At 53.0% G+C, this 25,271-nt stretch carries 23 protein-coding genes; 2 read left to right on the forward strand and 21 right to left on the reverse strand.

Features of this window, described 5'->3' with window-relative positions:
• Window positions 1-9: 9 nt before the first annotated feature.
• The gene (gene yieH / locus I6L58_RS12685) at window positions 10-675 is read left to right on the forward strand and encodes a 6-phosphogluconate phosphatase (protein ID WP_006177576.1); all 666 of its coding nucleotides are present in this window, start codon (window positions 10-12) and stop codon (window positions 673-675) included.
• A 57-nt stretch (window positions 676-732) separates the two neighbouring features.
• On the opposite strand, the gene phoU is transcribed toward yieH, so the two are convergent.
• The 11 genes from phoU to glmU all read right to left on the reverse strand — a co-directional run bounded on the left by phoU (window position 733) and on the right by glmU (window position 14,312).
• Entirely contained in the window at window positions 733-1,458 is a 726-nt protein-coding gene (gene phoU, locus I6L58_RS12690) for a phosphate signaling complex protein PhoU (RefSeq protein WP_006177575.1), read from the reverse strand.
• Between the two features lie 13 nt (window positions 1,459-1,471).
• On the reverse strand, window positions 1,472-2,245 hold the full coding sequence (gene pstB, locus I6L58_RS12695; protein ID WP_006177574.1) for a phosphate ABC transporter ATP-binding protein PstB: 774 nt from the start codon (window positions 2,243-2,245) through the stop codon (window positions 1,472-1,474).
• A gap of 47 nt (window positions 2,246-2,292) precedes the next feature.
• Entirely contained in the window at window positions 2,293-3,183 is an 891-nt protein-coding gene (gene pstA, locus I6L58_RS12700; RefSeq protein ID WP_006177573.1) for a phosphate ABC transporter permease PstA, read from the reverse strand.
• On the reverse strand, window positions 3,183-4,142 hold the full coding sequence (gene pstC / locus I6L58_RS12705) for a phosphate ABC transporter permease PstC (protein WP_006177572.1): 960 nt from the start codon (window positions 4,140-4,142) through the stop codon (window positions 3,183-3,185). The genes pstA and pstC overlap by 1 nt, the downstream gene beginning before the upstream one ends.
• 128 nt (window positions 4,143-4,270) lie before the next feature.
• The gene (gene pstS / locus I6L58_RS12710; RefSeq protein ID WP_042321240.1) at window positions 4,271-5,311 is read right to left on the reverse strand and encodes a phosphate ABC transporter substrate-binding protein PstS; all 1,041 of its coding nucleotides are present in this window, start codon (window positions 5,309-5,311) and stop codon (window positions 4,271-4,273) included.
• Window positions 5,312-5,558: 247 nt separating this feature from the next.
• Window positions 5,559-6,611, reverse strand: coding sequence for a fimbrial protein (locus I6L58_RS12715; RefSeq protein WP_088208929.1), 1,053 nt, complete (start codon window positions 6,609-6,611; stop codon window positions 5,559-5,561).
• A gap of 9 nt (window positions 6,612-6,620) precedes the next feature.
• Window positions 6,621-9,140, reverse strand: coding sequence for a fimbria/pilus outer membrane usher protein (locus I6L58_RS12720; RefSeq protein ID WP_088208928.1), 2,520 nt, complete (start codon window positions 9,138-9,140; stop codon window positions 6,621-6,623).
• On the reverse strand, window positions 9,140-9,823 hold the full coding sequence (locus I6L58_RS12725) for a fimbrial chaperone (RefSeq protein ID WP_088208927.1): 684 nt from the start codon (window positions 9,821-9,823) through the stop codon (window positions 9,140-9,142). The genes I6L58_RS12720 and I6L58_RS12725 overlap by 1 nt, the downstream gene beginning before the upstream one ends.
• Window positions 9,824-9,913: 90 nt before the next feature.
• Window positions 9,914-10,432, reverse strand: coding sequence for a fimbrial protein (locus I6L58_RS12730; RefSeq protein WP_088209049.1), 519 nt, complete (start codon window positions 10,430-10,432; stop codon window positions 9,914-9,916).
• 330 nt (window positions 10,433-10,762) lie between these two features.
• Window positions 10,763-12,592: a glutamine--fructose-6-phosphate transaminase (isomerizing) gene (gene glmS / locus I6L58_RS12735; RefSeq protein WP_088208926.1), complete on the reverse strand. Its 1,830-nt coding sequence runs from the start codon at window positions 12,590-12,592 to the stop codon at window positions 10,763-10,765.
• A 349-nt stretch (window positions 12,593-12,941) separates the two neighbouring features.
• The gene (glmU, locus tag I6L58_RS12740; protein ID WP_088208925.1) at window positions 12,942-14,312 is read right to left on the reverse strand and encodes a bifunctional UDP-N-acetylglucosamine diphosphorylase/glucosamine-1-phosphate N-acetyltransferase GlmU; all 1,371 of its coding nucleotides are present in this window, start codon (window positions 14,310-14,312) and stop codon (window positions 12,942-12,944) included.
• Window positions 14,313-14,656: 344 nt separating this feature from the next.
• Between glmU and I6L58_RS12745 the strand changes: the two genes are divergently transcribed.
• Complete coding sequence (locus I6L58_RS12745) at window positions 14,657-16,753, forward strand: right-handed parallel beta-helix repeat-containing protein (RefSeq protein WP_088208924.1); 2,097 nt, start codon at window positions 14,657-14,659, stop codon at window positions 16,751-16,753.
• A 303-nt stretch (window positions 16,754-17,056) separates the two neighbouring features.
• Here I6L58_RS12745 and I6L58_RS12750 read toward each other — a convergent pair whose 3' ends face one another.
• The 10 genes from I6L58_RS12750 to rsmG all read right to left on the reverse strand — a co-directional run bounded on the left by I6L58_RS12750 (window position 17,057) and on the right by rsmG (window position 25,175).
• Window positions 17,057-17,476, reverse strand: a complete 420-nt coding sequence (locus I6L58_RS12750) for a F0F1 ATP synthase subunit epsilon (RefSeq protein ID WP_006177560.1) — start codon at window positions 17,474-17,476, stop codon at window positions 17,057-17,059.
• Window positions 17,477-17,496: 20 nt separating this feature from the next.
• Window positions 17,497-18,879 carry a F0F1 ATP synthase subunit beta gene (gene atpD, locus I6L58_RS12755; protein WP_006177559.1) on the reverse strand — a complete coding sequence of 461 codons (1,383 nt, stop codon included), beginning with the start codon at window positions 18,877-18,879 and terminating at the stop codon, window positions 17,497-17,499.
• 26 nt (window positions 18,880-18,905) lie between these two features.
• Window positions 18,906-19,769: a F0F1 ATP synthase subunit gamma gene (gene atpG, locus I6L58_RS12760; protein ID WP_042321234.1), complete on the reverse strand. Its 864-nt coding sequence runs from the start codon at window positions 19,767-19,769 to the stop codon at window positions 18,906-18,908.
• A gap of 51 nt (window positions 19,770-19,820) precedes the next feature.
• On the reverse strand, window positions 19,821-21,362 hold the full coding sequence (atpA, locus tag I6L58_RS12765) for a F0F1 ATP synthase subunit alpha (RefSeq protein ID WP_006177557.1): 1,542 nt from the start codon (window positions 21,360-21,362) through the stop codon (window positions 19,821-19,823).
• A gap of 12 nt (window positions 21,363-21,374) precedes the next feature.
• A complete protein-coding gene (atpH, locus tag I6L58_RS12770) occupies window positions 21,375-21,908 on the reverse strand; it encodes a F0F1 ATP synthase subunit delta (RefSeq protein ID WP_006177556.1) in 534 nt (177 codons plus the stop codon).
• A gap of 14 nt (window positions 21,909-21,922) precedes the next feature.
• Window positions 21,923-22,393, reverse strand: a complete 471-nt coding sequence (gene atpF, locus I6L58_RS12775; RefSeq protein WP_042321232.1) for a F0F1 ATP synthase subunit B — start codon at window positions 22,391-22,393, stop codon at window positions 21,923-21,925.
• 48 nt (window positions 22,394-22,441) lie between these two features.
• Window positions 22,442-22,681 (reverse strand): F0F1 ATP synthase subunit C, encoded by a 240-nt coding sequence (gene atpE / locus I6L58_RS12780; RefSeq protein ID WP_000429386.1) that lies wholly within the window; start codon window positions 22,679-22,681, stop codon window positions 22,442-22,444.
• A gap of 49 nt (window positions 22,682-22,730) precedes the next feature.
• On the reverse strand, window positions 22,731-23,546 hold the full coding sequence (atpB, locus tag I6L58_RS12785; protein WP_006177554.1) for a F0F1 ATP synthase subunit A: 816 nt from the start codon (window positions 23,544-23,546) through the stop codon (window positions 22,731-22,733).
• Window positions 23,547-23,554: 8 nt separating this feature from the next.
• Window positions 23,555-23,935: a F0F1 ATP synthase subunit I gene (gene atpI, locus I6L58_RS12790; protein ID WP_088208923.1), complete on the reverse strand. Its 381-nt coding sequence runs from the start codon at window positions 23,933-23,935 to the stop codon at window positions 23,555-23,557.
• Between the two features lie 616 nt (window positions 23,936-24,551).
• A complete protein-coding gene (gene rsmG / locus I6L58_RS12795) occupies window positions 24,552-25,175 on the reverse strand; it encodes a 16S rRNA (guanine(527)-N(7))-methyltransferase RsmG (protein ID WP_088208922.1) in 624 nt (207 codons plus the stop codon).
• Between the last annotated feature and the right edge of the window lie 96 nt (window positions 25,176-25,271).

Raw genomic sequence — 25,271 nt, forward strand, 5'->3', positions numbered from 1 at the left:
GGGAAAGGCATGTCCGGAATTGAAGCGGTATTTTTCGACTGCGACGGTACGCTGGTCGACAGTGAGGTCATTTGTTCCCGCGCGTATGTCGCCATGTTCCAGGAATTTGGCATTACGCTCGATCTCGACGAGGTGTTCAAACGGTTTAAGGGCGTCAAGCTCTACGAGATCATCGACATCATTAACGCAGAGCACGGCACGGATCTGGCGAAAGCGGATCTGGAGCCGGTGTACCGCGCCGAGGTCGCACGCCTGTTCGACTCAGAGCTGGAGGTTATTCCCGGTGCGAATGCGCTGCTGGATGCGATGACGGTGCCCATCTGCGTGGTCTCCAATGGCCCGGTCAGCAAAATGCAGCATTCGCTCGGCAAGCTGGAGATGGTGCATCACTTCCCGGAAAAATTGTTCAGCGGCTACGATATCCAGCGCTGGAAGCCCGATCCGGCCCTGATGTTCCATGCGGCAAAGGCGATGAACGTGAACGTGGAGAACTGCATTCTGGTGGATGATTCCTCTGCGGGGGCGCAGTCGGGGATTGATGCGGGAATGGAGGTGTTTTACTTCTGTGCCGATCCGCACAACAAGCCGATCGATCATCCGAAAGTAACGACCTTTACCGACCTGGCGCAGCTGCCAGCGTTGTGGAAGGCTCGCGGGTGGGATATTACTCGCTAGTTTTCCCCCTCACCCCGGCCCTCTCCCTTAGGGAGAGGGTTAGGGTGAGGGTAAAAGTCACTCTTTCGGATCTTTCCCCGCCAGCAGCTTGTCCAGCTCGTCGCCGCCCACGTGACGGAAATCCTGACCTTTCACGAAGTAGAAGATGTATTCACAAATGTTCTGGCAGCGGTCGCCGATACGCTCGATGGAGCGTGCGCAGAACAGGGCGGTCAGTACGCTTGGGATCGTCCGCGAATCTTCCATCATGTAGGTCATCAGCTGGCGCACGATGCCTTCGTACTCCTGGTCGACTTTCTTGTCTTCACGGTAGATACGCACCGCTTCGTCCAGATCCATACGCGCAAAGGCATCCAGCACGTCGTGCAGCATCTGCACGGTGTGGCGGCCCAGCGACTCCAGGCTGACCAGCAGCGGCTGGTGCTGCTGGGAGAATTTCTCCAGCGCGGTACGGCAGATTTTATCGGCCACGTCGCCAATACGTTCCAGCTCGGCGATGGTTTTGATGATCGCCATCACCAGACGCAGGTCGCTCGCCGTTGGCTGGCGCTTGGCAATAATGCGCACGCAGGCCTCGTCGATGGCCACTTCCATCATGTTGACGTTCTGATCGCCGGCGATAACGCGCTTCGCCAGCTCGCTGTCCTGGTTGTGCATGGCAGTGATCGCATCAGAAAGCTGCTGCTCCACCATGCCACCCATGGTCATCACCTGGGTGCGGATGCTTTCCAGCTCTGCGTTGAACTGGCCGGAAATGTGTTTATTAAGATTGAGGTTGTCCATGGTTCACTCCAAATCAACCGTAGCGGCCAGTAATATAATCTTCAGTTTGTTTCTTCGCGGGGCGGGTGAACAGCGCATCCGTATCGCTAAACTCAATCAGCTCGCCCAGGTACATAAACGCCGTGTGATCGGAGCAACGCGCAGCCTGCTGCATGTTGTGGGTCACGATAACCACGGTGTAATCCTGCTTCAGCTCGGTGATCAGCTCTTCAATGCGGCCCGTGGAGATAGGGTCCAGCGCGGAACACGGCTCATCAAGCAGCAGCACTTCCGGGCGGATGGCGATGCCGCGCGCAATGCACAGACGCTGCTGCTGACCGCCGGAGAGAGAGTAACCGCTCTGGTGTAACTTATCTTTGGTTTCGTTCCACAATGCGGCCTTGGTCAAGGCCCACTGCACGCGCTCGTCCATATCGGCACGGGAGAGCTTTTCAAACAGGCGCACGCCAAACGCGATGTTGTCATAAATCGACATCGGGAACGGCGTCGGTTTCTGGAACACCATGCCCACTTTCGCGCGCAGCAGGGCGATATCCTGGGCGTGGGTCAAAATGTTTTCCCCGTCCAGGATAATTTCACCTTCGGCGCGCTGCTCCGGATAGAGCGAATACATCTTGTTAAAGGTACGCAGCAGGGTAGATTTACCGCAGCCGGACGGACCGATGAATGCCGTGACCTGGTTCTTCGCGATATCCAGGTTGATGTTCTTCAGGGCATGGAATTTGCCGTAGTAGAAGTTCAAATCACGAACCTGAATCTTACCCGGGGCAGTATCAACCATACTCATTGACTCATTTCCTCATTCGGCGCCGCGATGTGCCGCGCCGTAAAAATTTAACCGTGTTTCTTCTTCGCGAAAATGACGCGCGCCAGAATGTTCAGCAACAGTACGCAAAGGGTGATGATCAGCACCCCGGCCCACGCCAGCTGCTGCCATTCCGCGAATGGGCTCATCGCAAATTTAAAGATCGTCACCGGCAGGTTGGCGATCGGCTGCATCATGTCCGTGCTCCAGAACTGGTTCGAGAGCGACGTAAACAGCAGCGGTGCCGTTTCCCCGGCGATACGTGCCACCGCCAGCAGGATACCGGTCATGATCCCGGAGATAGACGCTTTGAGCGTAATCGCGGAGATCATCTTCCATTTCGGCGTCCCCAGTGCGTAAGCCGCTTCGCGCAGGCTATCCGGCACCAGTTTCAGCATGTTCTCGGTGGTGCGGATGACGATAGGCACCTGCAGCAGCGCCAGCGCAATCACGCCTGCCCAGCCGGAGAAGTGCTCCATCTGCGCCACCACAACGGTGTAAACGAACAGACCAACGACGATAGACGGCGCAGACAGCAGGATGTCATTGATGAAGCGAATGACTTCAGCCAGCCAGGATTTGCGGCCATACTCCGCCAGATAAATCCCCGCCATGATGCCCAGCGGCGTACCAAAGACCGTCGCCCAGAGGATCAGCAGGCCGCTGCCCGCCAGGGCGTTTGCCAGACCACCGCCCGCCGTATTGGGCGGCGGCGTCATTTCGGTAAACAACGCCAGAGACATGCCGTCGATGCCGCGGGTAATGGTCGACATCAGGATCCAGATCAGCCAGAACAGGCCGAACGCCATCGTCGCCATGGAGAGCGTCAGCGCAATGCGGTTTTTGAAGCGGCGCTTCGCCTGCATTTTGCGGCGGGATTCTGCCAGCGCTGGGCTGCTTTGCATTTCGAGCGTTGCCATTAGCGTGCCCCCTCATTTTTAGCGAGACGCATAATCATCAGCTTGGAAATCGCCAGAACGATGAAGGTGATAACAAACAGGATCAGCCCCAGCTCCATCAGCGCCGCCACGTGCAGCCCGGATTCGGCTTCGGCGAATTCGTTTGCCAGCGCAGAGGTAATGCTGTTACCTGGCATGAACAGCGATACGCTGTCGAGCTGGTAGGTGTTACCGATAATAAAGGTGACCGCCATGGTTTCACCCAGCGCGCGGCCCAGGCCCAGCATAATACCGCCGATGACACCATTTTTGGTGAACGGAAGAACGATGCGCCAGATGACTTCCCAGGTGGTGCAGCCGATGCCGTAGGCCGACTCTTTCATCATCACCGGGGTTTGCTCGAAGACATCGCGCATCACCGCCGCAATGTACGGAATAATCATGATGGCGAGGATCACGCCTGCCGCCAGAATACCGATACCAAATGCCGGGCCAGCGAACAGGGCACCAACAAACGGGATGGTGGAGAGAACGTTGCCGACCGGCTCCTGGAAGTAGGTCGCGAACAGCGGCGCAAAGATAAACAGGCCCCACATGCCGTACACGATACTGGGGATCGCGGCCAGCAGTTCAATGGCGATACCCAGCGGACGACGCAGCCAGCCTGGCGCCAGCTCCGTCAGGAACAGGGCGATACCAAAACTCACCGGAACCGCAATCAGCAGGGCGATAAACGAGGTCACCAGCGTGCCGTAAATCGGCACCAGCGCACCGTAGATGTCGTTTGGCGCATCCCACTCTTTGGTCCACAGGAAGGAGAAACCGAATTTCTGGATGCTCGGCCATGAGGAGAAAATCAGAGACACGATAATGCCGCCCAGCAGCAATAGCACAATCAGCGCAGCCAGTCTGACCAGCGCGCTGAAAATCATGTCACCTTTTTTACCCGGAGGGTTAAATACAGGCTTGGTTGCAGCCATAAATTACTCTTCTGTTTGAAACGTCTTACGAATATGCCCGGTGGCGCTAACGCTTACCGGGCCTACAGGTGGAGCCGTAGGACGGGATAGCGTTAGCGCCACCCGCCATCTTCGTCAAAAATATCCTGTTAGTACAGCGCTTTACCGCTGCTGTCTTTCACGTTGGTTTTCCATGCAGCCCGAATCTGCTCAACCACGCTGTCCGGCAGGCTGGCGTAATCCAGATCGTTCGCCTGTTTGCCGCCGTTTTTGTATGCCCAGTCGAAGAACTTCAGCACTTCAGCACCCTGCTCAGGTTTCTTCTGCTCTTTGTGGACCAGAATGAAGGTGGTAGAGGTGATTGGCCAGGCGTCATCGCCTTTCTGGTTCGTCAGATCCTGAGCGAAGGATTTGCTCCAGTCAGCGCCTTTCGCGGCGTTAGCGAAGTTCTCTTCGGTCGGGCTAACCGGTTTGCCGTCCGCAGACATCAGTTTGGTATAGGCCAGGTTATTCTGCTTCGCGTAAGCGTACTCTACGTAACCGATGGAGCCCGGCAGACGCTGGACGAACGCGGCGATACCGTCGTTACCTTTGCCGCCCAGACCGGTTGGCCAGTTAACGGTAGAGCCAGAACCGACTTTCGATTTCCACTCTTCGTTCACTTTCGCCAGGTAGCTGGTGAAGACGAAGGAGGTACCGGAACCGTCAGCACGACGCACCACGGCGATGTTCTGCGAAGGCAGTTTTACGCCCGGGTTCAGTTTGGTGATGGCTTCGTCATCCCATTTTTTGATTTTGCCAAGGTAGATATCACCCAGGGTTTTACCGTCCAGCACCAGCTCGCCAGACTTCAGGCCCGGGATATTCACCGCCAGCACCACGCCGCCAATCACGGTCGGGAACTGGAACAGGCCTTCCTGCGCCAGCTTGTCATCAGACAGCGGAGCATCGGACGCGCCGAAATCGACGGTGTTTGCGGTAATTTGTTTTACGCCACCGGAGGAGCCGATACCCTGATAGTTAACCTTGTTGCCGGTTTCTTTCTGGTAGGTATCCGCCCATTTGGCATACACCGGCGCAGGGAAGGTTGCACCCGCGCCTGTCAGGCTTGCTGCTGCAAAGGCAGAGAAAGCGCTCAGAGATAAGGTCGCGGCGACAACAGTTGCGACAGTGGTACGCATAACTTTCATAATGTCTCCTGCAAGGATTTCGTAAATCATTGTTTAAGTGGCTACGATGAGCAAAATAGGACAAACAGGTGACAGATAAATGTACGAAATATGACAGTTTTATGACAATGAAAAATGAATGTTTAACACGATGAAAAATAACAGTATTAATTCATGGCGCGGTCATTTTTTTGTCATATTTTTTTGAGAGACGGTAACGCTGAGAGGGCAAATATGACAACGGCTGTCATAAACAGCCGTTGAGACATCAGTTGATGATTTCTATCGTGAGCGTCGCCGTTGCTGAGAACGGCCCCGGCTGAGGTTTGGCCCCGGTGGCGCTGGCTGGCGCACCTGAAAAAGTGAGCGTGCCCTGCATATCACCCAGTGTCTCGGGGGATTGCGTCGTTTCAGCCGCAAGTTCCCCGCCGTTAACGTTCACTTCTTTGTCCCGCTTATCGTAAATCTTAATGCCGACATCCGGATTATTTGTCGCAACCATGGTGCCATCCGGGCTTGAGCCAGAGGCCTGTATCGTGGCCCCGAGTAGGTCGAGAGTAAACATATTTGAGCATTTAATATTCACTTTCCGCGTGATCTTATGCCGCTTCAACGCCTCGCCTTTTACAGAGGGAAACTCGGAGGCGAGGATTTTTTTGAAATCAAACATAATCGTCTGGCCTTCGTCTATTTCACAGGTTTGCGGAACCGTTAACGACCCCTCAACGATCACGTCAGAAATCACTTCATGCGAAACAGTAACAGGATCGATAGTGGCATAGATATTAGCCATAACCGTTCTCGGTATATTGACGACGCCCGTAAAATGCCTTTTGACGTATAAATAGATAACACCAGAGCCGCCGCTGTAAAAGGTGGTGGCTGAACTGATGCCGTCATGGCATCCGTAGTGCCCCCCCGTGTCATTAGGCATATGATCGAAGGGCACTGACACGTAGCCTTTTCCAAGAACGTAAACAATCAGGCCAATATCAAGCTGGGCGTTGAGATCGTAAAAATGCACGTTTCGTCTAATGGCAGTAGGCTTTAAGGAAGGATTAACGATACTGGTGATATAGGCATATTTATAGGTCTCGTCTTTTCCCGTCAGACAGTAGCACGTGCCTTTAAATGACAGTGTCCCGTTATCGATCATGATGTCTTCGATCATTCCGACAGAACTTGAAGTCCAACTGAGCTGTTTATTGAACTGGAAATTATTGTGGTAAACGCCGTTATCCGGCACGCAGTACCCCGTCGGCGCGGACCGCGCAAAAAAAGCGGCAAAAAAAAGGGCTAAAAGCCAGAAGCGTGATTTCATTTTTATCCTTTATCGACAAATGACGGGAAGCTGCACAAGCCCAAAATCGGGTTGCTGGTGGATGACGTAATCGGCCCGGCAGATCTTGCCGTCGCTCAGGGTGAGGGTGAACTGACCGGTTTCCGGCATCCCTGCAAGGTAGAGTTCACCCCCATCGCCCACGATGCCCGTCACGCTGCCGGTAGGTAGCGTTGCGGTGCCCATCGCACCGAAGGGGGCTGGTTTGCCACTGGCCAGCGCAACGTTAAACAAAACCCGGTAGCCGATGTGCGTGACAAACTCAGCCTTAACCACCGCGCCGCGCGTGGGCACAAGCTGCTGTACGCTTTTCTCAAGCTCGATATTGCCGGACGTGAAGTCATTATTGCCAAGCGCGATACGGTTTTCGTCGTAAGGCGATAGCTGCGTTTTAACTGTATAACCGCGCCAGTCGGTCGCTACTCCATTTTCGTTATCAACAGACAGCCCGGCCGCTCCCGGCGCTTTTATCAGCGCCACGGTTTCGCCCATCTCCTGGGAGAAGGTGATCCCCTCAGAGTGGACCAGCACGCCGCCGCTGACACCGTAGTTCACGCTTTGGCTTTCATCGCTCCAGGCATAGTTTGCCTTCATGGAACCATACGAAGCATCCCAGTTCAGGCCAGCGTTTCCGCCTGCGTTAGCGTTGTTTTCGCGATATGACTGCTGCAGGTTCCAGCTCAGGTTGTTATCTTCGAGCACGTTGCCGTTTAGCCCCACCTGGTGGGACGGGCTGCTGTGGCCGCTGTGAGCGTAGCTGTAGTTGGCGTAACTGTGCGGCAACCAGTCTGATAAGGGCAACGAGACGGAGAGCATAATCACATGCTCGCTTTCATCCTCATGCTGCCACTCTCCCACGCTGCTGCCCGCCGTATCGGTGTAGTTCCATGACAGGTTCCACATAATTTGCCGCCAGCTGTTGCTGTAGCCCACCTGAATCAGGCGCTCAACGTCATCCGTTTGCCAGTATTGCTCCCGGCTCAGCGTCAGATAAATGTTGCCGTAACCTTCCGTAAACGGCTGGGTCCAGGTGCCTTCAAGCCGGCTGCGACGGTTGCCCGTTTGCCAGAAGCTGTCGCTGTCGCCGTTACGCGAAGCCCATTCATCCAGCGTATAGAAGCCTTCCGTCGAATAGCGATAGCCAACGATACGCAGGCTGGTATTACTGACATCAAAGGTTTTGGAGTACAGAAAACGCCAGGATTGCCCCTGCGTTTGGTCGTCGGAAAAGCGTGAGTCAGCGTGGGTCACATCGATCGACACCGCGCCGATTTCGCCCAAATCTTTACCGAGGCCCGCCGCAAAGGCGGAATAGTCTTCCGCCAGCTGGGTTCCGCCGTAGAGCGTCATCCCCCAGGGCATACCACGCAGCATCTGCGCCTGCATGACGTCAGGTGAAAAACGATTATCGTTGCGATACTCGCCGACGCTGATATCCACATCCGTTTGGCCTTCGCGACGCAATATCGCCAGGGAAGCGTAAGGCTGCACAAAATGTTGTTCGCTGCCGTCTTCCTCTTTGATGGTGACGTCGAGGTCGCCGCCGCTGGAGGTAGTATTGAGATCGGTCAGCGCAAACGGCCCCTGCGGCACTGCCGACTGGTAAATCATGTATCCATTCTGGCGGATCGTCACCACGGCGTTCGATTTCGCCACGCCGCGAACGATGGGGGCAAACCCATTAATGCTGTCTGGCAGCATGTCGTTATCCGTATAAAGACGCACGCCACGGATCTGCGCGCTGTCAAAGAGGTCGTTCGCGGTCCAGGTGTCGCCCACCATGAACTGGCTGCGCAACGGTGCGATATCATGCTGTAAGTAAGTGCTTACTGAATGATAGCTTCCGTGGCTGTTAACGGCATTGAGTGCGCTGTAGTTGCGAAGCCGCCAGCCACCCAGATTGATGCCGCTGCGCAGGTTAAGGTAGTAGAGATCGTCGCTGTTATAGTCTGACTTCAGGGTCTGCATGGTGGAAAAGTCATAGTTGAGCATCAGCGCATTGATGCCCTGATCCCAGCGCGACGGTGGAATGGCATCCCGAACCGATGCATCAAGATAGATTTGTGGCACATAGACGTTAAGCGCCAGCTTTTCACCGTCGAATATCCATGCCGACCCCGGCAGCTCGGGGACGGCTTCACAGCGTTCGGCGTTGACGCGATCTAATGCTTTGATTGCGTCAACCTTCACCCCGAACCCGCTCAGCGTATTTTTTAAATCCGTGAAGCAAGGCGCAAGATCGCTCTGTTCATCTTTTCGCGAAAAAAGCACCTCGCGGCGCTCGACGAAGCGGTCGTTGACATAGATATCGACTTTATATGTCCCCTCAGGAAGCGTGTGGGGGCGGTCAAACTGGCTAATGTCGATATCAACGGGCTGATCCAACTCCAGCAAACGGGTATTGAATAAGGCCTCTTTGGCAGAAACCAGATGCGGGTAGCCCACCCACACGGCGATAAGCGGTAAAAAAGACAAACGAGAAAGCTTCAACGTATACCGTCCCATCCGCATTAAAGAGGTTGCCTGATAGCGTCGCTGATTGCGCCATAATCACTGATACAGTGCCATGTGAGGGTCTTTCCCAATGCGTCTGCGGGTAAGGCTATCTGTAGCGTGTCGAACGGTTTAATCATTACCAGCTCAAGCGGTTTACCATCCACCGCAACGTCAATCACATTGATATGGATCGGCGTAGGATTGGTCACCACCAGCATTTTTCCCTGCCGCTGCCATTTCACTTTTTGGCTTGCCGTCTCCGGTTTTTCATTAATGCCTGCAGGACGCCAGAAAAGTTTGATCCGGGTTTTAATGGCTATCTCAAGTTTGCTGCCTTCTTTATCGGGCGACGGGGGTATATTTTTTACGTTTAGCCAAAACACCGACTCCCGATCGGACGGTAATTCACCTTTGGTTTTGATAATGCGTAATACGCGCTCTTGCTTTGGCTCAAGACGAGAAACAGGAGGAATGACGGTAAACGGCGGTTTATCCTTACCTTGTCCGGTAAAAGGCTCTATCCACGTTTGAAGCAGATAAGGGATCGCAGCATCTTTATTAAGCACTGAAAGCGTGGTGTCAGCGCTCTCGCCTTTAAAGATAACCCGAGTGCCGCCGATAATTATCCCAGACCAGCACGGTGAAATACCAAAAGATAAAAACAGAGAGAGAAATAATATTATACGGCGCCCACGCATGTTACATCCTATATCAGGCCTGGCAGTTTTTTAGATGCAGTGGCCCAACCTTGCCAGGCCTGTTTACATTACAAACAAAGAAGAAAAAGATTAATTGCTGTAGCTGATCGTGAATTCAGAATCCGCGTTAGCTAAACCTGCCGTAACGGTAGATGAAGTTGCGATATAGCGAGCCATAAACGGCAGAGAAGCCGAGCCTTCAGCGCTAATATCCGCCGTTTTAGACTGGTTATACAGCTTCAGCAGGCTGTTGTCGGCGCGGTTATAAATCGCAATCGCTACACCCGCTGCGCCGCCGTTGTTCAGCTTCAGGTAACCGTCACCGTCTTCAGTGCCGTCAAAGCGCGCATTGGCTTTTTTGTAGGTTTGCGGACAATTGACCAGGTCAATCTGGAATGCCTGAACGGAAGCCGTAGAGCCAACGTCGGTAAAGGTCGATTTATTTACCTTACCCAAATCGACGTTCTGATCTTTGGTTCCCGTTGAGACTTCGCACGTGCTTTCAATAATCTCGCCGGTAAAGTGTACAATCCCATTTGACGCAAACGCCTGCGACGTCAGTAATAAAGAGGAAACAAGTAACGCTCGCTTAAAAATATGTCCATTCATTACAATACCATCCATTATAAATAAAGATATATTATTTCCATGACAAATAATGTCAAAATATTGAAGCGCATGTATTAAACGCCTTAAAAAATAAAATAACAAGCAGAAATAATATTTTGATAATTACCAAGGGGCAAATAATGGAATATTTTCAGGCGAGGCTTTGGCTAAATATAACATTATTTATCGGTATATCAGGGTGGGCATAATACAGATCTCCTTTAACTTTTATTTATACAGAGATCTACTTTCAGAATATATTTATATATTGATCAATAAATAGCCCCGTAATCATAGATTTACGAGGCTATTACATTTCAATATATTGAATTATTCAACGGTAACCGATTTTGCCAAATTACGCGGCTGGTCAACGTCGGTGCCTTTGATCAGCGCAACGTGATAGGCCAGAAGCTGCAGCGGAACGGTGTAGAAGATTGGGGCAATAACGTCTTCCACATGCGGCATGTCGATGATGTGCATATTGTCGCTGCTGGTGAAACCGGCATCTTTATCAGCGAAGACGTACAGGACGCCGCCACGGGCGCGTACTTCTTCGATGTTCGATTTTAGTTTTTCCAGCAGTTCGTTGTTAGGTGCCACAACGATAACCGGCATATCCGCGTCAATCAGCGCCAGCGGGCCGTGTTTCAGCTCGCCCGCCGCGTAGGCTTCCGCATGGATATAAGAGATCTCTTTCAGCTTCAGTGCGCCTTCGAGCGCGATCGGATACTGATCGCCACGGCCAAGGAACAGCGCATGATGTTTGTCAGAGAAATCTTCCGCCAGGGCTTCAATGCGTTTGTCCTGAGACAACATCTGTTCGATACGGCTCGGCAACGCCTGCAGGCCGTGAACAATATCATGCTCAACGGACGCATCCAGACCTTTCAGACGCGCCAGTTTCGCCACCAGCATCAGCAGAACGGTCAGCTGCGTGGTAAAGGCTTTGGTGGAAGCCACGCCGATTTCGGTGCCTGCTTTGGTCATCAGGGCCAGATCGGATTCACGCACCAGCGACGAGCCGGGCACGTTACAGATGGCCAGAGAACCCAGGTAGCCCAACTCTTTAGAGAGACGCAGCGCCGCCAGGGTGTCCGCCGTTTCCCCGGACTGAGAAAGGGTGATCATCAGGCTGTTTTTGCGCACCGCGGATTTGCGATAGCGGAATTCAGAGGCGATTTCCACGTCGCACGGCACGCCCGCCAGGGATTCAAACCAGTAACGCGACACCATACCGGAGTTGTAGGAGGTGCCGCAGGCAACGATCTGGATGTGCTCAACGTTGCTAAGCAGGTCGTTGGCGTGTGCGCCCAGCTCGCTCAGATCCACCTCGCCGTGGCTGATGCGCCCGGTCAGGGTGTTTTTGATGGCGTTAGGCTGCTCGTAGATCTCTTTCTGCATGTAGTGGCGGTAAGCGCCTTTGTCGCCCGCGTCGTACTGCAGGTTAGATTCGATCTCGGTGCGTTTGACCTGCGCGCCAGTGGTATCGAACACGGTTACGCTACGGCGCGTCACTTCCGCGATATCGCCCTCTTCGAGGAAGATGAAGCGGCGGGTCACAGGCAGGAGCGCCAGCTGATCGGAGGCGATAAAGTTTTCACCCATCCCCATACCGATAACCATCGGGCTACCGGAACGCGCAGCCAGCAGCGTGGACGGGTCGCGGGAATCCATGATCACCGTACCGTATGCCCCGCGAAGCTGAGGGATCGCGCGCAGCACCGCTTCACGCAACGTGCCGCCCTGCTCCAGCTCCCAGTGGACGAGGTGAGCAATCACTTCGGTATCGGTTTCAGAGACGAAGGTATAGCCGCGCGCTTTCAGAATTTCGCGCAGCGGTTCGTGGTTTTCGATAATGCCGTTATGCACCACCACAATGTGTTCAGACACATGCGGGTGCGCGTTACCTTCAGACGGCTCGCCGTGGGTCGCCCAGCGAGTATGGGCGATACCGGTACCACCGTGCAGCGGATGTTCTTCCGCGGCCTGGGCCAGCATCTGCACTTTACCGAGACGACGCAGACGGGTCATATGACCTGCTTCATCCACCACAGCCAGACCAGCAGAGTCATAGCCACGGTATTCCAGACGACGTAAACCTTCGAGAAGGATTTCAGCAATATCACGCTGCGCAACTGCGCCAACAATTCCACACATAGTTTTAGATTCCGAATTTAGGCATGATGCCTGCGTTGTCGCTGACCTGTATTTACCCTACGTCTTTCACGCTGCGGCTGCGTTGGCTTCTCGTACTCGCCACGGTCACTTACTTAATTAAGCTCCCATGGACTCATACGCTTGCCGCCTTGCCACAACGCGAAATCCTTTGGGTAACGCCCTTTCCGGGCACCCCGAGCCTTGTAGAGAGTGGGGTTATAGTTATGGGTGCTGCTTGTGGGGGGAGATATATATTTATCTCCTCACCCGGGTTTGCCTGATGACGGCTACGCCTTATCAGGCCTACTCAATCACAGGGCGGGTAAGCGTAGCGCCACCCGCCTTGTTGTTACTTCTTCTTCACCGGGCGTTTCCAGCCCTGCTTGTGAACCTGCGGTACGCGGCTCAACACTAACTCGTTATCCGCTACGTCTCGCGTTACGGTTGTTCCGGCAGCAATGGTCACGCCGTTACCCACGGTGACGGGTGCGACCAGCTGCGTGTCGGAGCCGACAAACACGTCATCGCCGATAATGGTTTTAAACTTATTGGCACCGTCATAGTTACAGGTGATGGTGCCTGCACCAATGTTCACGTTATCGCCAATTTCCGCATCGCCCAGGTAGGTCAAATGACCGGCTTTGGAGCCTTTACCCAGACGCGCTTTTTTCATCTCGACGAAGTTGCCTACGTGAGCGCCTTCCATCAACTCTGCGCCAGGACGCAGGCGCGCGAAGGGACCGATGGTGCAGGCCGCCTCAAGGTGGGCATCTTCCACGACGCTGTACGGGCTGATTTCGCAGTCGTCACCGATAACGCTGTTTTTAATCACGCAGCCAGCGCCAATTTTGACGCGGTTGCCAAGCTGAACCTGGCCTTCAAGGATAACGTTAGTATCAATTTCAACATCACGCCCGTGTGCCAGCGTGCCGCGCAGGTCGAAACGCGCCGGATCGCGCAGCATCACGCCCGCCAGCAGCAGCTTTTCAGCCTGCTCGGCCTGATAAATACGCTCGAGGCGGGAAAGCTGCAGGCGGTTATTCACGCCATCCGTTTCGCTGATGCGCGCCGGATGTACGGCGGCAATCTCGCGGCCTTCCTGATACGCCATCGCAATGATATCTGTGATGTAGTATTCACCTTGTGCATTGTTGTTATTGAGCTTAGAGAGCCAGCGCTTCATGTCTGCGCCATTGGCAATCAGGATACCGGTATTGATTTCCTGTATTCTACGCTGCTCATCGCTGGCATCTTTGTGCTCCACGATACCGGTGACGTTGCCGTTTTCACGGGTAATACGGCCATAGCCTGTTGGATCGTCGAGTACTACGGTTAACAGACCAATGCCGCCCTGCGGTTTGGCTTCACGCAGGCGGGTTAAGGTTTCAACAGAGATCAGCGGAACATCGCCGTAAAGCATCAGGATATCTTCGTCATCGCCGAAGAACGGTGCCGCCTGCTGCATGGCGTGGCCCGTACCCAGTTGTTCTGCCTGAAGGACCCAGTTGAGCTTGTCGTCACGCAGCGTCTCTTTCAGCAGATCGCCGCCGTGACCGTACACCAGATGGACCTGGCGAGCGCCAACTTCATTCGCGGCATCAATGACATGCTGCACCATTGGCTTTCCTGCCAGCGTGTGCAACACCTTAGGAAGATCGGAATACATGCGGGTGCCTTTACCAGCGGCAAGGATGACCACGCTCATCGTATTGTTCAACATACGCGTCCTGACTGTAATTTAAGTGAGAAGTTAAACCCTTTGACGTTGAAAATTCTACATATTTTGCATCATGAAATGGAGTGGTACGAAAACGTTCAACATCTGCCAATAACGGCTATTTGAGGCCGATTTTAAGGGGAGAGTAAATCACTTTTACTCTGGAAAATAGCATTCTCTCGGTATGTCGCTAACCCACACAATAGCTTAGCTATTTTTTTGGATCATGAATAAAGATCTATTTAAAACAAAACACTGTTTTAAATATTCAATAGTGTGACGATTAAAAAAGAAACAACGTTTCAACTTGATGATAATGGCGCTCAATTATCAATCAGGAGAATAAGATGAACGCTTACCTACCTCTGTCCCTTATGATCTGTTGCGCCTTTGCGGCCACGGCGGCGGAACAGCCCGTCTGGAAAGCCATTACGTTCGGGCAGTCTACCGATTTGAATTTTTCATCCAACGTCTTAGCGGAAAAAATCGGCGTTAACGATGTCACCCTTGACGGGAAAACGCTGACGTCGCAGGAGACGGCGGACCTGTCAAAACCGATTACGATCGAGAGCCGCGGCGGTAAAATTGCGAACGCCCACGACGGCTTAACGTTTTTCTACACCGAACTGCCGGCAAAAGAGAATTTCGTCTTACAGGCTACCGTTCGGGTAGATCAATTCGGCCCGGAAAACGGGGCCAAACCGGCGGCACAGGAAGGCGCGGGGCTTATGGTGCGTGATATTCTCGGCGTGCCGCGCCAGCAGCCGCTAAAGGAAGGCTATGAGGAATTCCCGGCGGCGTCGAACCTGGTGATGAATGCCATCATGACGCAGGATAAAAAAGATCATCATCGGGTAAAACTGCAGGCCATAACGCGCGAGGGGATTTCGCATCCGTGGGGCGATGCCGGGGCGGCGATAAACAAGCAGAGCTACAAGGAAGAGATTGATATCACCCAGACGCCGGCATTCCGATTAAAACTGGTGCGCACTAATGACGGGTTTATCACCGCGTGGGCACCAGCAGACAGCGACGCGTGGGTGAGCAAAAGCGTGCCGCGCGCCGACCTGATCGCCGTGCAGAATCAAAACAGCTACTACGTGGGCTTCTTCGCCTCGCGGAATGCCAAAATTACCGTCTCCGATGCCTCTCTCACCACCTCTGAAGCCAGTACGGTGGCCTCGGCCCCCTGGCAGGCAAAAGCCCTTCCCGTTGTGGTGCAGCGCGCCTCTGCCAGCAAAAGCGCCTCGGAACGCTATCTTGTTCAGGCACGAGCGAATTACGACGGCGTTTTCAGCGTCAGACAAAATGAAGTGGTGATCGGGAGTGATAAACAGGTGAAAGCCGGTGAGATGTACGTCATTCCCACAACGTTGACGCAAAATGCGACTTTTAGCCTTACGTTTACCCCCACCAGCGGCACGCCCGTGCAGCAGGCGTTTAGCGTGGAAAAGGTGAACGGCATTGAGCCTGCGGTGATTCACGTTTCCCCTGAAGGCAAAGCAGACGGGCAGGGCACACCAGCATCCCCCATGGCTTTCGCCACCGCTATCAGTATGGTTTCGCCGGGCGGCAAGATTATCCTGGCGGCGGGAGATTATCCCCGGACTGAAATCCCGCTCACGGCCAGCGGCAGTGAGGGAAAAATGACCTTATTGCAGGCAGAAGGCAAAGCCGTCATTCATGGTTTGCTGGTGAATGCGAACTACTGGCACATCAAGGGCATTGAAATCACGGATAAAAGCCTGCGGGTGCAGGGAAGCCACAATCTTATCGAAAAGGTTACGGCCTATCGCAACGACGATACCGGCATCCAGATCTCTTCCCCGGAAAATATTGGCCGCCCGCTGTGGGCCAGCTTCAATCGGGTCATCGATTCGGAATCCTGGGGCAATGAAGATCCCGGTAAAATCAACGCCGACGGGTTCGCGGTCAAAATGCGCGTCGGGGAGGGTAACCGGCTGGAGAACTGTTATGCCCACGACAACATCGACGATGGCTTTGACCTGTTCAACAAAATCGAAGATGGTGCCAACGGCGTTGTAACCATCGAAAATTCCCTTGCCTGCAACAACACCAGCAACGGGTTTAAACTCGGCGGTGAAGGACAGCCGGTGGCGCATGTCATCCGCAACAGTAAGGCCATCGGAAACCATCTGGACGGTTTTACCGACAACTTCAATCCGGGCGCGCTGGTGGTGGCCAATAACGTCGCGACAGACAATCAGCGTTTTAACTTTATCTTCCGGCCAAGCCCGTATGGCGATGCATCAACTCAGGGCGTTTTTACCGGCAATAAATCGGTCCGTACAGCGCCAGGCAAGTACGACGATGCGGTGGTGGGGAATATTGATGCGACGAACTATTTTATCGTGAAAGGAGAGAGCGTGAACAATAGCGGAGAGAAGCTGCCAGATGGCGCTTCGCTTATCACACAACGGTAAGCACGGCGCCACTCGGCATTCAGCGGATTAGTGGTTGAACGTACCGAAAGAAACGTTCATGTTGCTGAAAAGGGCGATGATTTTGTTGATCAGTTTCATGATGGCATCCTGATTTATTAAGGTTTATTTTGTGACACACTTCACAAAAAAGAAGTCTACGCCTCAATTTTTAACCGATCAACTTTTTTGTGATGTAAATCACAAAATAATAAAACACCTTTTCATTTTCGCTTTTTCTGAAACGAAGGCATAAAAAAAGCCAGTCTGGTTGCCAGACTGGCTTTTGTGCTTTTCAAGCCGGTGTTACATCGCTTTTTTGGTCAACTCGATAACGCGCAGTTTGGCGATCGCTTTGGCCAGCTCCGCAGACGCCTGAGCGTAATCCACGTCACCATGAGAGCTGCTAATGTGCTCTTCAGCCTTACGCTTCGATTCCAGGGCTCGTGCTTCGTCGAGATCCTGGCCACGAATAGCGGTATCGGCCAGAACGGTCACACTGCCAGGCTGCACTTCGAGAATGCCGCCGGACAGATAGATAAACTCTTCGTGACCGAACTGTTTAACGATGCGGATCATACCAGGCTTAATGGCGGTGAGCAGCGGTGCGTGACCCGGGAAAATACCCAGTTCACCTTCACTACCCGTTACCTGGATTTTTTCGACCAGACCAGAGAACATTTGTTGCTCTGCGCTGACGACGTCCAGGTGGTAAGTCATTGCCATATCACCCTCCGATTAAGGCGTTAAAGTTTTTTGGCTTTTTCCACGGCTTCGTCGATGGAACCAACCATGTAGAACGCCTGCTCCGGCAGGTGATCGTATTCGCCTTCCATGATGCCTTTAAAGCCACGGATGGTGTCTTTCAGGGATACGTATTTACCTGGAGAACCGGTGAATACTTCCGCAACGAAGAACGGCTGGGACAGGAAGCGCTGGATCTTACGCGCACGTGCTACCACCAGTTTATCTTCTTCAGACAGCTCATCCATACCGAGGATGGCGATGATGTCTTTCAGTTCCTGGTAACGCTGCAGCAGGGACTGTACGCCACGCGCAGTGTCGTAGTGTTCCTGACCAACAACCAGTGGATCCAGCTGACGGCTGGTGGAGTCCAGCGGGTCAACGGCTGGGTAGATACCCAGAGACGCGATCTGACGGCTCAGTACCACGGTTGCATCTAAGTGCGCAAAGGTGGTGGCTGGTGATGGGTCAGTCAAGTCATCCGCAGGTACGTATACCGCCTGAACGGAGGTGATAGAACCGGTTTTGGTTGAGGTGATACGTTCCTGAAGAACACCCATCTCTTCCGCCAGCGTAGGCTGATAACCTACCGCTGAAGGCATACGACCCAGCAGTGCAGATACTTCGGTACCGGCCAGGGTGTAACGGTAGATGTTATCAACGAACAGCAGTACGTCACGACCTTCGTCACGGAACTTCTCAGCCATGGTCAGGCCGGTCAGCGCAACGCGCAGACGGTTTCCTGGTGGCTCGTTCATCTGGCCGTACACCAGGGATACTTTATCCAGAACGTTGGAGTCGGTCATTTCGTGGTAGAAGTCGTTACCCTCACGAGTACGTTCACCCACACCCGCAAACACGGAATAACCGGAGTGCTCGATCGCGATGTTACGGATCAGCTCCATCATGTTTACGGTTTTACCTACACCCGCACCACCGAACAGACCGACTTTACCGCCCTTCGCGAACGGACACATCAGGTCGATAACTTTGATGCCGGTTTCCAGCAGTTCCTGAGAGCTGGACAGCTCTTCGTAGGAAGGTGCTGCGCGGTGGATAGCCCAACGCTCTTCTTCACCGATGTCGCCTTTCATGTCGATTGGTTGACCCAATACGTTCATGATACGACCCAGTGTTGCTTTACCTACCGGGACTTCGATCGGGTGCTCAAGGTCTTTTACTTCCAGACCACGACGCAGACCGTCGGAAGAACCCATGGCGATAGTACGTACGATACCGCCGCCGAGCTGCTGCTGAACTTCCAGCACCAGGCTCTCGTTACCATTCTGTACCTCAAGAGCATCGTACACGCGCGGTACGGCATCCTGAGGGAATTCGACGTCAACCACGGCGCCGATTACCTGGACAATTTTTCCAGTAGCCATCTTGAATCCTCTACGAATTAACCTGGTTATACCGCGGATGCACCACCGACGATCTCGGTGAGTTCCTGAGTAATGCTGGCCTGACGAGCTTTGTTGTATACCAACTGCAGCTCTTTAATCAGGCTGCCGCCATTGTCGGTCGCGGCTTTCATCGCCACCATACGTGCGGCCTGCTCGCTGGCCAGGTTTTCTACTACGCCCTGATAAACCTGTGATTCAACGTAACGACGCAGCAAGGTATCCAGCAGCGGTTTCGGATCGGGTTCATACAGGTAATCCCAGGCTTTTTGCTTCAGCTCGGTATCGTCTGATGCCGGTAATGGCAGCATCTGAGTGAGCGTTGGAACCTGAGACATGGTGTTAATAAATTTGTTGCTGACAACGTATAGTCTGTCCAGACGGCCTTCATCATAGGCCTGCAACATCACTTTAACCGGACCGATCAGTTCAGACAGGGACGGGTTATCACCCATACCGGTCACCTGAGCGACAATGTTGCCACCAACGGAGTTAAAGAAAGAGACGCCTTTAGAGCCGATCATTGCGATATCGCACTGAACGCCTTTATCGGACCAGACTTTCATATCCGCCAGCAGTTTTTTGAACAGGTTAATGTTCAAGCCGCCACACAGACCACGGTCGGTCGACACCACCAGGTAGCCCACGCGCTTAACGTCGCGTTCTTCCAGGTAAGGGTGCTTATATTCCAGATTACCGTTTGCAAGGTGACCAATCACTTTGCGCATGGTATCTGCATAAGGACGGCTGGCCGCCATGCGATCCTGCGATTTACGCATTTTGGAAGCGGCGACCATCTCCATCGCTTTAGTGATCTTCTGCGTGTTCTGGACGCTTGCGATCTTACTACGTATCTCTTTTGCGCCGGCCATGAGCTTCTCCTCAATGCCTGGCGGCTTGTCGTGAGACAAGCCGCCGGACGATTACCAGGACTGGGTTGCTTTGAAGGAATCGAGGATAGCTTTCAGCTTGCCTTCGATTTCATCGTTATAGCCACCGGACTGGTTGATCTCTTGCATCAGCGGAGCGTGATCACGGTCGACGTAAGCCAGCAGAGCGGCTTCGAAGCTACCGATTTTCGCCAGTTCCACATCTTCGAGGTAACCGCGTTCAGCCGCGAACAGAACCAGACCCTGCTGAGCAACAGACATAGGGGCGTACTGTTTCTGCTTCAGCAGCTCGGTCACTTTCTGACCGTGGCTCAGCTGTTTACGGGTTGCTTCGTCCAGATCGGATGCGAACTGAGAGAACGCAGCCAGTTCACGATACTGTGCCAGCGCGGTACGGATACCACCGGACAGTTTCTTGATGATCTTGGTCTGAGCAGCACCACCAACACGGGATACCGAGATACCTGGGTTAACTGCCGGACGAATACCGGAGTTAAACAGGTTGGTTTCCAGGAAGATCTGACCATCGGTAATGGAGATTACGTTGGTCGGAACGAACGCAGAAACGTCACCCGCCTGGGTTTCAATGATCGGCAGTGCGGTCAGAGAGCCCGTTTTACCCTTCACTTCACCTTTGGTGAAGTTCTCGACGTATTCCGCGTTAACGCGGGAAGCACGCTCCAGCAGACGAGAGTGGAGGTAGAATACGTCGCCCGGGAATGCTTCACGTCCAGGTGGACGACGGAGCAGCAGGGAAACCTGACGATAAGCAACAGCCTGTTTAGACAGGTCATCGTATACGATCAGTGCATCTTCACCGCGGTCACGGAAGTATTCGCCCATTGCGCAACCGGCGTAAGGTGCCAGGTATTGCAGTGCAGCTGATTCAGACGCGGTCGCTACAACAACGATGGTGTTAGACAGTGCGCCGTGCTCTTCCAGTTTACGAACCACGTTAGAAATGGTGGACGCTTTCTGGCCGATAGCCACGTACACGCATTTGATGCCGGAGTCACGCTGGTTGATGATGGCATCGATAGCCATCGCGGTTTTACCGGTCTGACGGTCGCCGATGATCAGTTCACGCTGACCACGACCGATTGGGATCATGGCATCAACGGACTTATAGCCAGTCTGTACTGGCTGATCAACGGACTGACGGTCGATAACGCCCGGTGCGATAACTTCGATTGGGGAGAAGCCATCGTGCTCAACCGGACCTTTACCGTCGATTGGTGCACCCAGGGTGTTCACCACGCGGCCCAGCAGGCCACGGCCAACCGGCACTTCCAGGATACGGCCAGTACACTTAACCTTCATGCCTTCGGCGAGGTCAGCGTATGGACCCATAACTACAGCACCTACGGAGTCGCGCTCCAGGTTCAGTGCGATAGCGTAACGGTTACCCGGCAGGGAAATCATCTCACCCTGCATACAATCGGCCAGGCCGTGGATGCGGATAACACCGTCACTTACAGAAACAATAGTACCTTCGTTATGAGCTTCGCTCACAACATTGAACTGAGCAATGCGCTGCTTGATCAGTTCGCTGATTTCGGTGGAATTCAGTTGCATGCTCCAGTCCCCTTAAGACTGCAAGACGTCTGCAAGGCGTTCAAGACGGCCGCGTACGCTACCATCAATGACCATATCACCCGAGCGGATGATTACGCCTGCCATTACAGACTTATCGATTTTGCAATTCAGCTTAACTTTGCGTGACAGACGTTTTTCCATCGCGGCGGTGATTTTCGCAAGCTGTTCTTCACTCAGTTCCGTGGCAGAAGTGACTTCAACTTCGGCAGTGGCTTCACTGAGCGCACGTAAGTGCTCAAACTGCTCGAGAACATCCGGGAGCACACGGAGACGACCATTTTCTGCCATGACCTTAATCAGGTTCTGGCCGTTGGCATCCAGTTGCTCTCCGCACACGGCGATAAACGACGCGGCGAGAGTATCAGGCGCTAATGCACCGGACAGCAACTCAGCCATTTGTTCGTTTTTCGTTACCTCAGCGGCAAACGCCAGCATATCCTGCCAGCGATCGACATTTTGGTGTTCGACAGCAAAGTCAAAAGCTGCTTTGGCGTAGGGGCGAGCTACCGTAACAAATTCAGACATCAGCCCCTCCCTCCTTACAGTTCAGCGACAAGTTTGTCCACGATGTCGCTGTTAGCAGCTTCATCCACGGAACGTTCGATGATCTTCTCGGCGCCAGCAACAGCCAGAATCGCAACCTGCTTACGCAGTTCTTCACGAGCACGTTTACGCTCAGCTTCAATTTCAGCCTGAGCCTGTGTCACGATCTTAGTACGTTCCTGTTCTGCTTCAGCTTTGGCTTCGTCCAGGATCTGAGCACGGCGCTTGTTGGCCTGTTCAATGATTACCTGAGCTTCAGCTTTCGCTTTTTTCAGCTGGTCTGTCGCGTTGGCCTGTGCAAGGTCCAAATCTTTCTTAGCGCGTTCTGCGGAAGCCAGACCGTCAGCAATTTCTTTCTGACGTTTTTCGATGGCAGCCATTAAAGGCGGCCATACATACTTCATGCAGAACCAGACAAAGAGAATAAACGCGATGGCCTGGCCGAGGATTGTTGCGTTCATGTTCACAGCACAATACCTCTTAAATTTCTGTGGCTTTGGGTTTTAAATCAACTACTACGCGACAGCAAACATCACGTACAGACCCAGACCTACAGCGATCATTGGGATTGCATCCACCAGACCCATAACGATAAAGAACTGAGTACGCAGCAGAGGAATCAGATCCGGTTGACGCGCTGCGCCTTCCAGGAATTTACCCCCGAGGATGCCGATACCGATCGCAGCACCGATAGCCGCCAGACCCATCATCACAGCGGCAGCCATGTACAGCAGATCCATATTCAGGTTTTCCATGACAGTCTCCAGTTTGTTTCAATTAAAACGTAGTAGTGTTGGTAAAAAATCAGTGCTCTTCAGACGCCATCGACAGATAGACGATCGTCAGAACCATGAAGATAAAGGCTTGCAGCGTAATGATCAGGATGTGGAAAATGGCCCATGGCACATTAAGAATCCACTGTGACCACCACGGCAGAAGACCCGCGATCAGAATGAAAATCAGCTCACCCGCATACATGTTGCCGAACAGTCGCAGACCCAGTGAAACAGGTTTGGACAGCAGGCTAACGCCTTCCAGGATCAGGTTGACCGGAATAAACGCCCAGTGGTTGAACGGCTGCAAGGTAAGCTCTTTCACAAAGCCGCTTACGCCTTTCATTTTGATGCTGTAGAAAAGAATCAGGATGAATACGCCCAGTGCCATCGACAGGGTGATGTTCACGTCAGCAGACGGCACCACACGCAGAGCAGGCAGACCGAGAACGTGCTCGCCGATCCACGGTAAGAAATCGATAGGCAGAAGGTCCATCAGGTTCATCAGGAAGACCCAGACAAAGACCGTCAGTGCCAGCGGAGCAATCAGCTTGCTCTTGCCGTGGTACATGTCTTTGACGCTACCATGGACAAAGCCGATGATCATTTCGACGAACGTCTGGAATTTCCCTGGAACACCGCTGGTCGCTCGTTTAGCAACACCGCGGAACATGGCCAGGAACAGAAGACCCAACACCACCGAGAAGAACATGGAATCGATGTTGATCGTCCAGAAGGTGGCCGGGGGGTTATGTGGATCCACCAGCGAGAATGTACGCAGGTCCAGCTGAAGGTTATTCAGATGGTGTCCTATGTAATCCTGCGGCGTCATATTTTCTGAAGCCATGATGCCTTTTACCCTTTGTTATTGATTACAGCTGGAGCCAGAACTTGTACCACCAGCACCAAAACCCACGTTGCTATCAGCGGCATGAAAACCACTTGTAAAACCGCCAGCGCCATCACCAACAGAGCGAAGGTCAGCAACACCTTGCACACTTCGCCGAGAGCGAAGGACCAGGCCACACGGCCTTTTGCGGGTGTATGCGCCTGATGACGCCAGGCAAAAATCATAAACAGCATGTTTGGCAGTACCACTGCCAATCCCCCGCATACAGCGGAGATGCCCCAGAAGGGGTCTTTGAGGCTAAACAGCAGTCCACTTGCTATCACAGCCAGAAACTGAATGAACAGAAGCTTACGAGCAACGTTTCTACTCAAGAGCGACACTGACATCACGTTTTTACTCCTGCTCCCTTCGAGGTATGCCGCGTGTCGTATAAAACGTCCTTTAAGGCTCAGAGTCAAGCATCAAAAAGCGGTCAAATTATACGGTGCGCACCCGTGATTTCAAACATTAAGTAGCGAAATGGTGAATAAATGTTTAAATATTTTTCCCCACCGCTATTTTTTAACTTTTGATGAAAGCATCGACCTTCGGACAAAACTGCAAACCGCGCGAAAACGTTGGTGATAAAGCGTGCACGCGATCACAAAATACACATTTGCGATAAGGGGGTTTTTATCAAAGCGGTAAATCGCTTTATGTCATCCTTATGAAATTAAAGATAAAATATCGCAACTTTTTCCAAAACAACCCCATATACAACAAAAACCTTTTATTGACATTCTTAATAAAAATTTAACATCGCATTTTGGTTGCCTCAGCCTACTTTTAGCAGGCTGATATTTTCAGTGTTGACTATTTTCTGACTGAACCACAGGGGTAAAGTTAAACGTAAGAAAATCCTTAGTAACAACATGGTTAAATTAGCACCGCTTAAATCGTCTTCGACGTGCTCGTTTTTAACACAACCAGAACAGCACAAATTCCACAATATTAATTAAATTTTTAAACTTTATTTGGTGTAATAATCACCAGGTGACGCTCCCCGTCGAGATGAGGAACGCGGAGTTTTTCGATTGATTCCACAGCAAATCCTTCCGGCAGCTGTTCAATTTCGTCCTCGGGCACCAGCCCCTTCAGGGCATAAAAACGGCCCTCGACGGCAGGCAGATGCTTGCACCAGCTCACCATATCGTTCAACGAAGCAAAGGCGCGGCTAATGACGCCGTCAAACGGCGGTTCTGCCGGAAACGCCTCTACCCTGCTCTGCACGGGCGTAATGTTCTCAAGCTTCAGTTCATGCTGAACCTGGCGTAAGAAGCGAATACGCTTACCCAGGCTGTCCAGCAGCGTGAAATGACTTTCAGGACGGACAATGGACAGCGGGATCCCCGGCAGGCCCGGCCCGGTGCCCACATCGATAAAGCGCGCGCCCTTCAGATACGGGGCCACAACAATGCTGTCGAGGATATGGCGAATCAGCATCTCGTTGGGATCGCGTACGGACGTCAGGTTGTACGCTTTGTTCCATTTGTTCAGCATATCGACATAGGCCACCAGCTGATTTTTCTGGTGATCGGTGAGCGAAATACCTGCTTCATCCAGCAGACGAGAGAGTTTATTGAGCACGGTGAATACCTGTTGGAAAACTTAGGTGGCGGGGGGCGCTTCGCTTACCCACCCTACGGGTTCAGTAGGCCCGGTAAGCGCAGCGCCACCGGGCAA

Source organism: Enterobacter cancerogenus, from assembly GCF_019047785.1.
In the GTDB taxonomy this organism is placed as follows: Bacteria; Pseudomonadota; Gammaproteobacteria; order Enterobacterales; family Enterobacteriaceae; genus Enterobacter; species Enterobacter cancerogenus.

Bases quoted from the DNA above. Each gene is read 5' to 3' on its own strand.
- I6L58_RS12750 (WP_006177560.1), bottom strand. From the start codon at position 17,476: ATGGCAATGACTTACCACCTGGACGTCGTCAGCGCAGAGCAACAAATG.
- pstS (WP_042321240.1), bottom strand. From the start codon at position 5,311: ATGAAAGTTATGCGTACCACTGTCGCAACTGTTGTCGCCGCGACCTTA.
- atpG (WP_042321234.1), bottom strand. From the start codon at position 19,769: ATGGCCGGCGCAAAAGAGATACGTAGTAAGATCGCAAGCGTCCAGAAC.
- atpI (WP_088208923.1), bottom strand. From the start codon at position 23,935: ATGTCAGTGTCGCTCTTGAGTAGAAACGTTGCTCGTAAGCTTCTGTTC.
- pstA (WP_006177573.1), bottom strand. From the start codon at position 3,183: ATGGCAACGCTCGAAATGCAAAGCAGCCCAGCGCTGGCAGAATCCCGC.
- I6L58_RS12725 (WP_088208927.1), bottom strand. From the start codon at position 9,823: ATGCGTGGGCGCCGTATAATATTATTTCTCTCTCTGTTTTTATCTTTT.
- atpA (WP_006177557.1), bottom strand. From the start codon at position 21,362: ATGCAACTGAATTCCACCGAAATCAGCGAACTGATCAAGCAGCGCATT.
- phoU (WP_006177575.1), bottom strand. From the start codon at position 1,458: ATGGACAACCTCAATCTTAATAAACACATTTCCGGCCAGTTCAACGCA.
- atpE (WP_000429386.1), bottom strand. From the start codon at position 22,681: ATGGAAAACCTGAATATGGATCTGCTGTACATGGCTGCCGCTGTGATG.
- yieH (WP_006177576.1), top strand. From the start codon at position 10: ATGTCCGGAATTGAAGCGGTATTTTTCGACTGCGACGGTACGCTGGTC.
- pstB (WP_006177574.1), bottom strand. From the start codon at position 2,245: ATGAGTATGGTTGATACTGCCCCGGGTAAGATTCAGGTTCGTGATTTG.
- atpD (WP_006177559.1), bottom strand. From the start codon at position 18,879: ATGGCTACTGGAAAAATTGTCCAGGTAATCGGCGCCGTGGTTGACGTC.
- I6L58_RS12720 (WP_088208928.1), bottom strand. From the start codon at position 9,140: ATGCGGATGGGACGGTATACGTTGAAGCTTTCTCGTTTGTCTTTTTTA.
- I6L58_RS12730 (WP_088209049.1), bottom strand. From the start codon at position 10,432: ATGAATGGACATATTTTTAAGCGAGCGTTACTTGTTTCCTCTTTATTA.
- atpB (WP_006177554.1), bottom strand. From the start codon at position 23,546: ATGGCTTCAGAAAATATGACGCCGCAGGATTACATAGGACACCATCTG.
- pstC (WP_006177572.1), bottom strand. From the start codon at position 4,142: ATGGCTGCAACCAAGCCTGTATTTAACCCTCCGGGTAAAAAAGGTGAC.
- atpH (WP_006177556.1), bottom strand. From the start codon at position 21,908: ATGTCTGAATTTGTTACGGTAGCTCGCCCCTACGCCAAAGCAGCTTTT.
- I6L58_RS12715 (WP_088208929.1), bottom strand. From the start codon at position 6,611: ATGAAATCACGCTTCTGGCTTTTAGCCCTTTTTTTTGCCGCTTTTTTT.
- I6L58_RS12745 (WP_088208924.1), top strand. From the start codon at position 14,657: ATGAACGCTTACCTACCTCTGTCCCTTATGATCTGTTGCGCCTTTGCG.
- glmS (WP_088208926.1), bottom strand. From the start codon at position 12,592: ATGTGTGGAATTGTTGGCGCAGTTGCGCAGCGTGATATTGCTGAAATC.
- glmU (WP_088208925.1), bottom strand. From the start codon at position 14,312: ATGTTGAACAATACGATGAGCGTGGTCATCCTTGCCGCTGGTAAAGGC.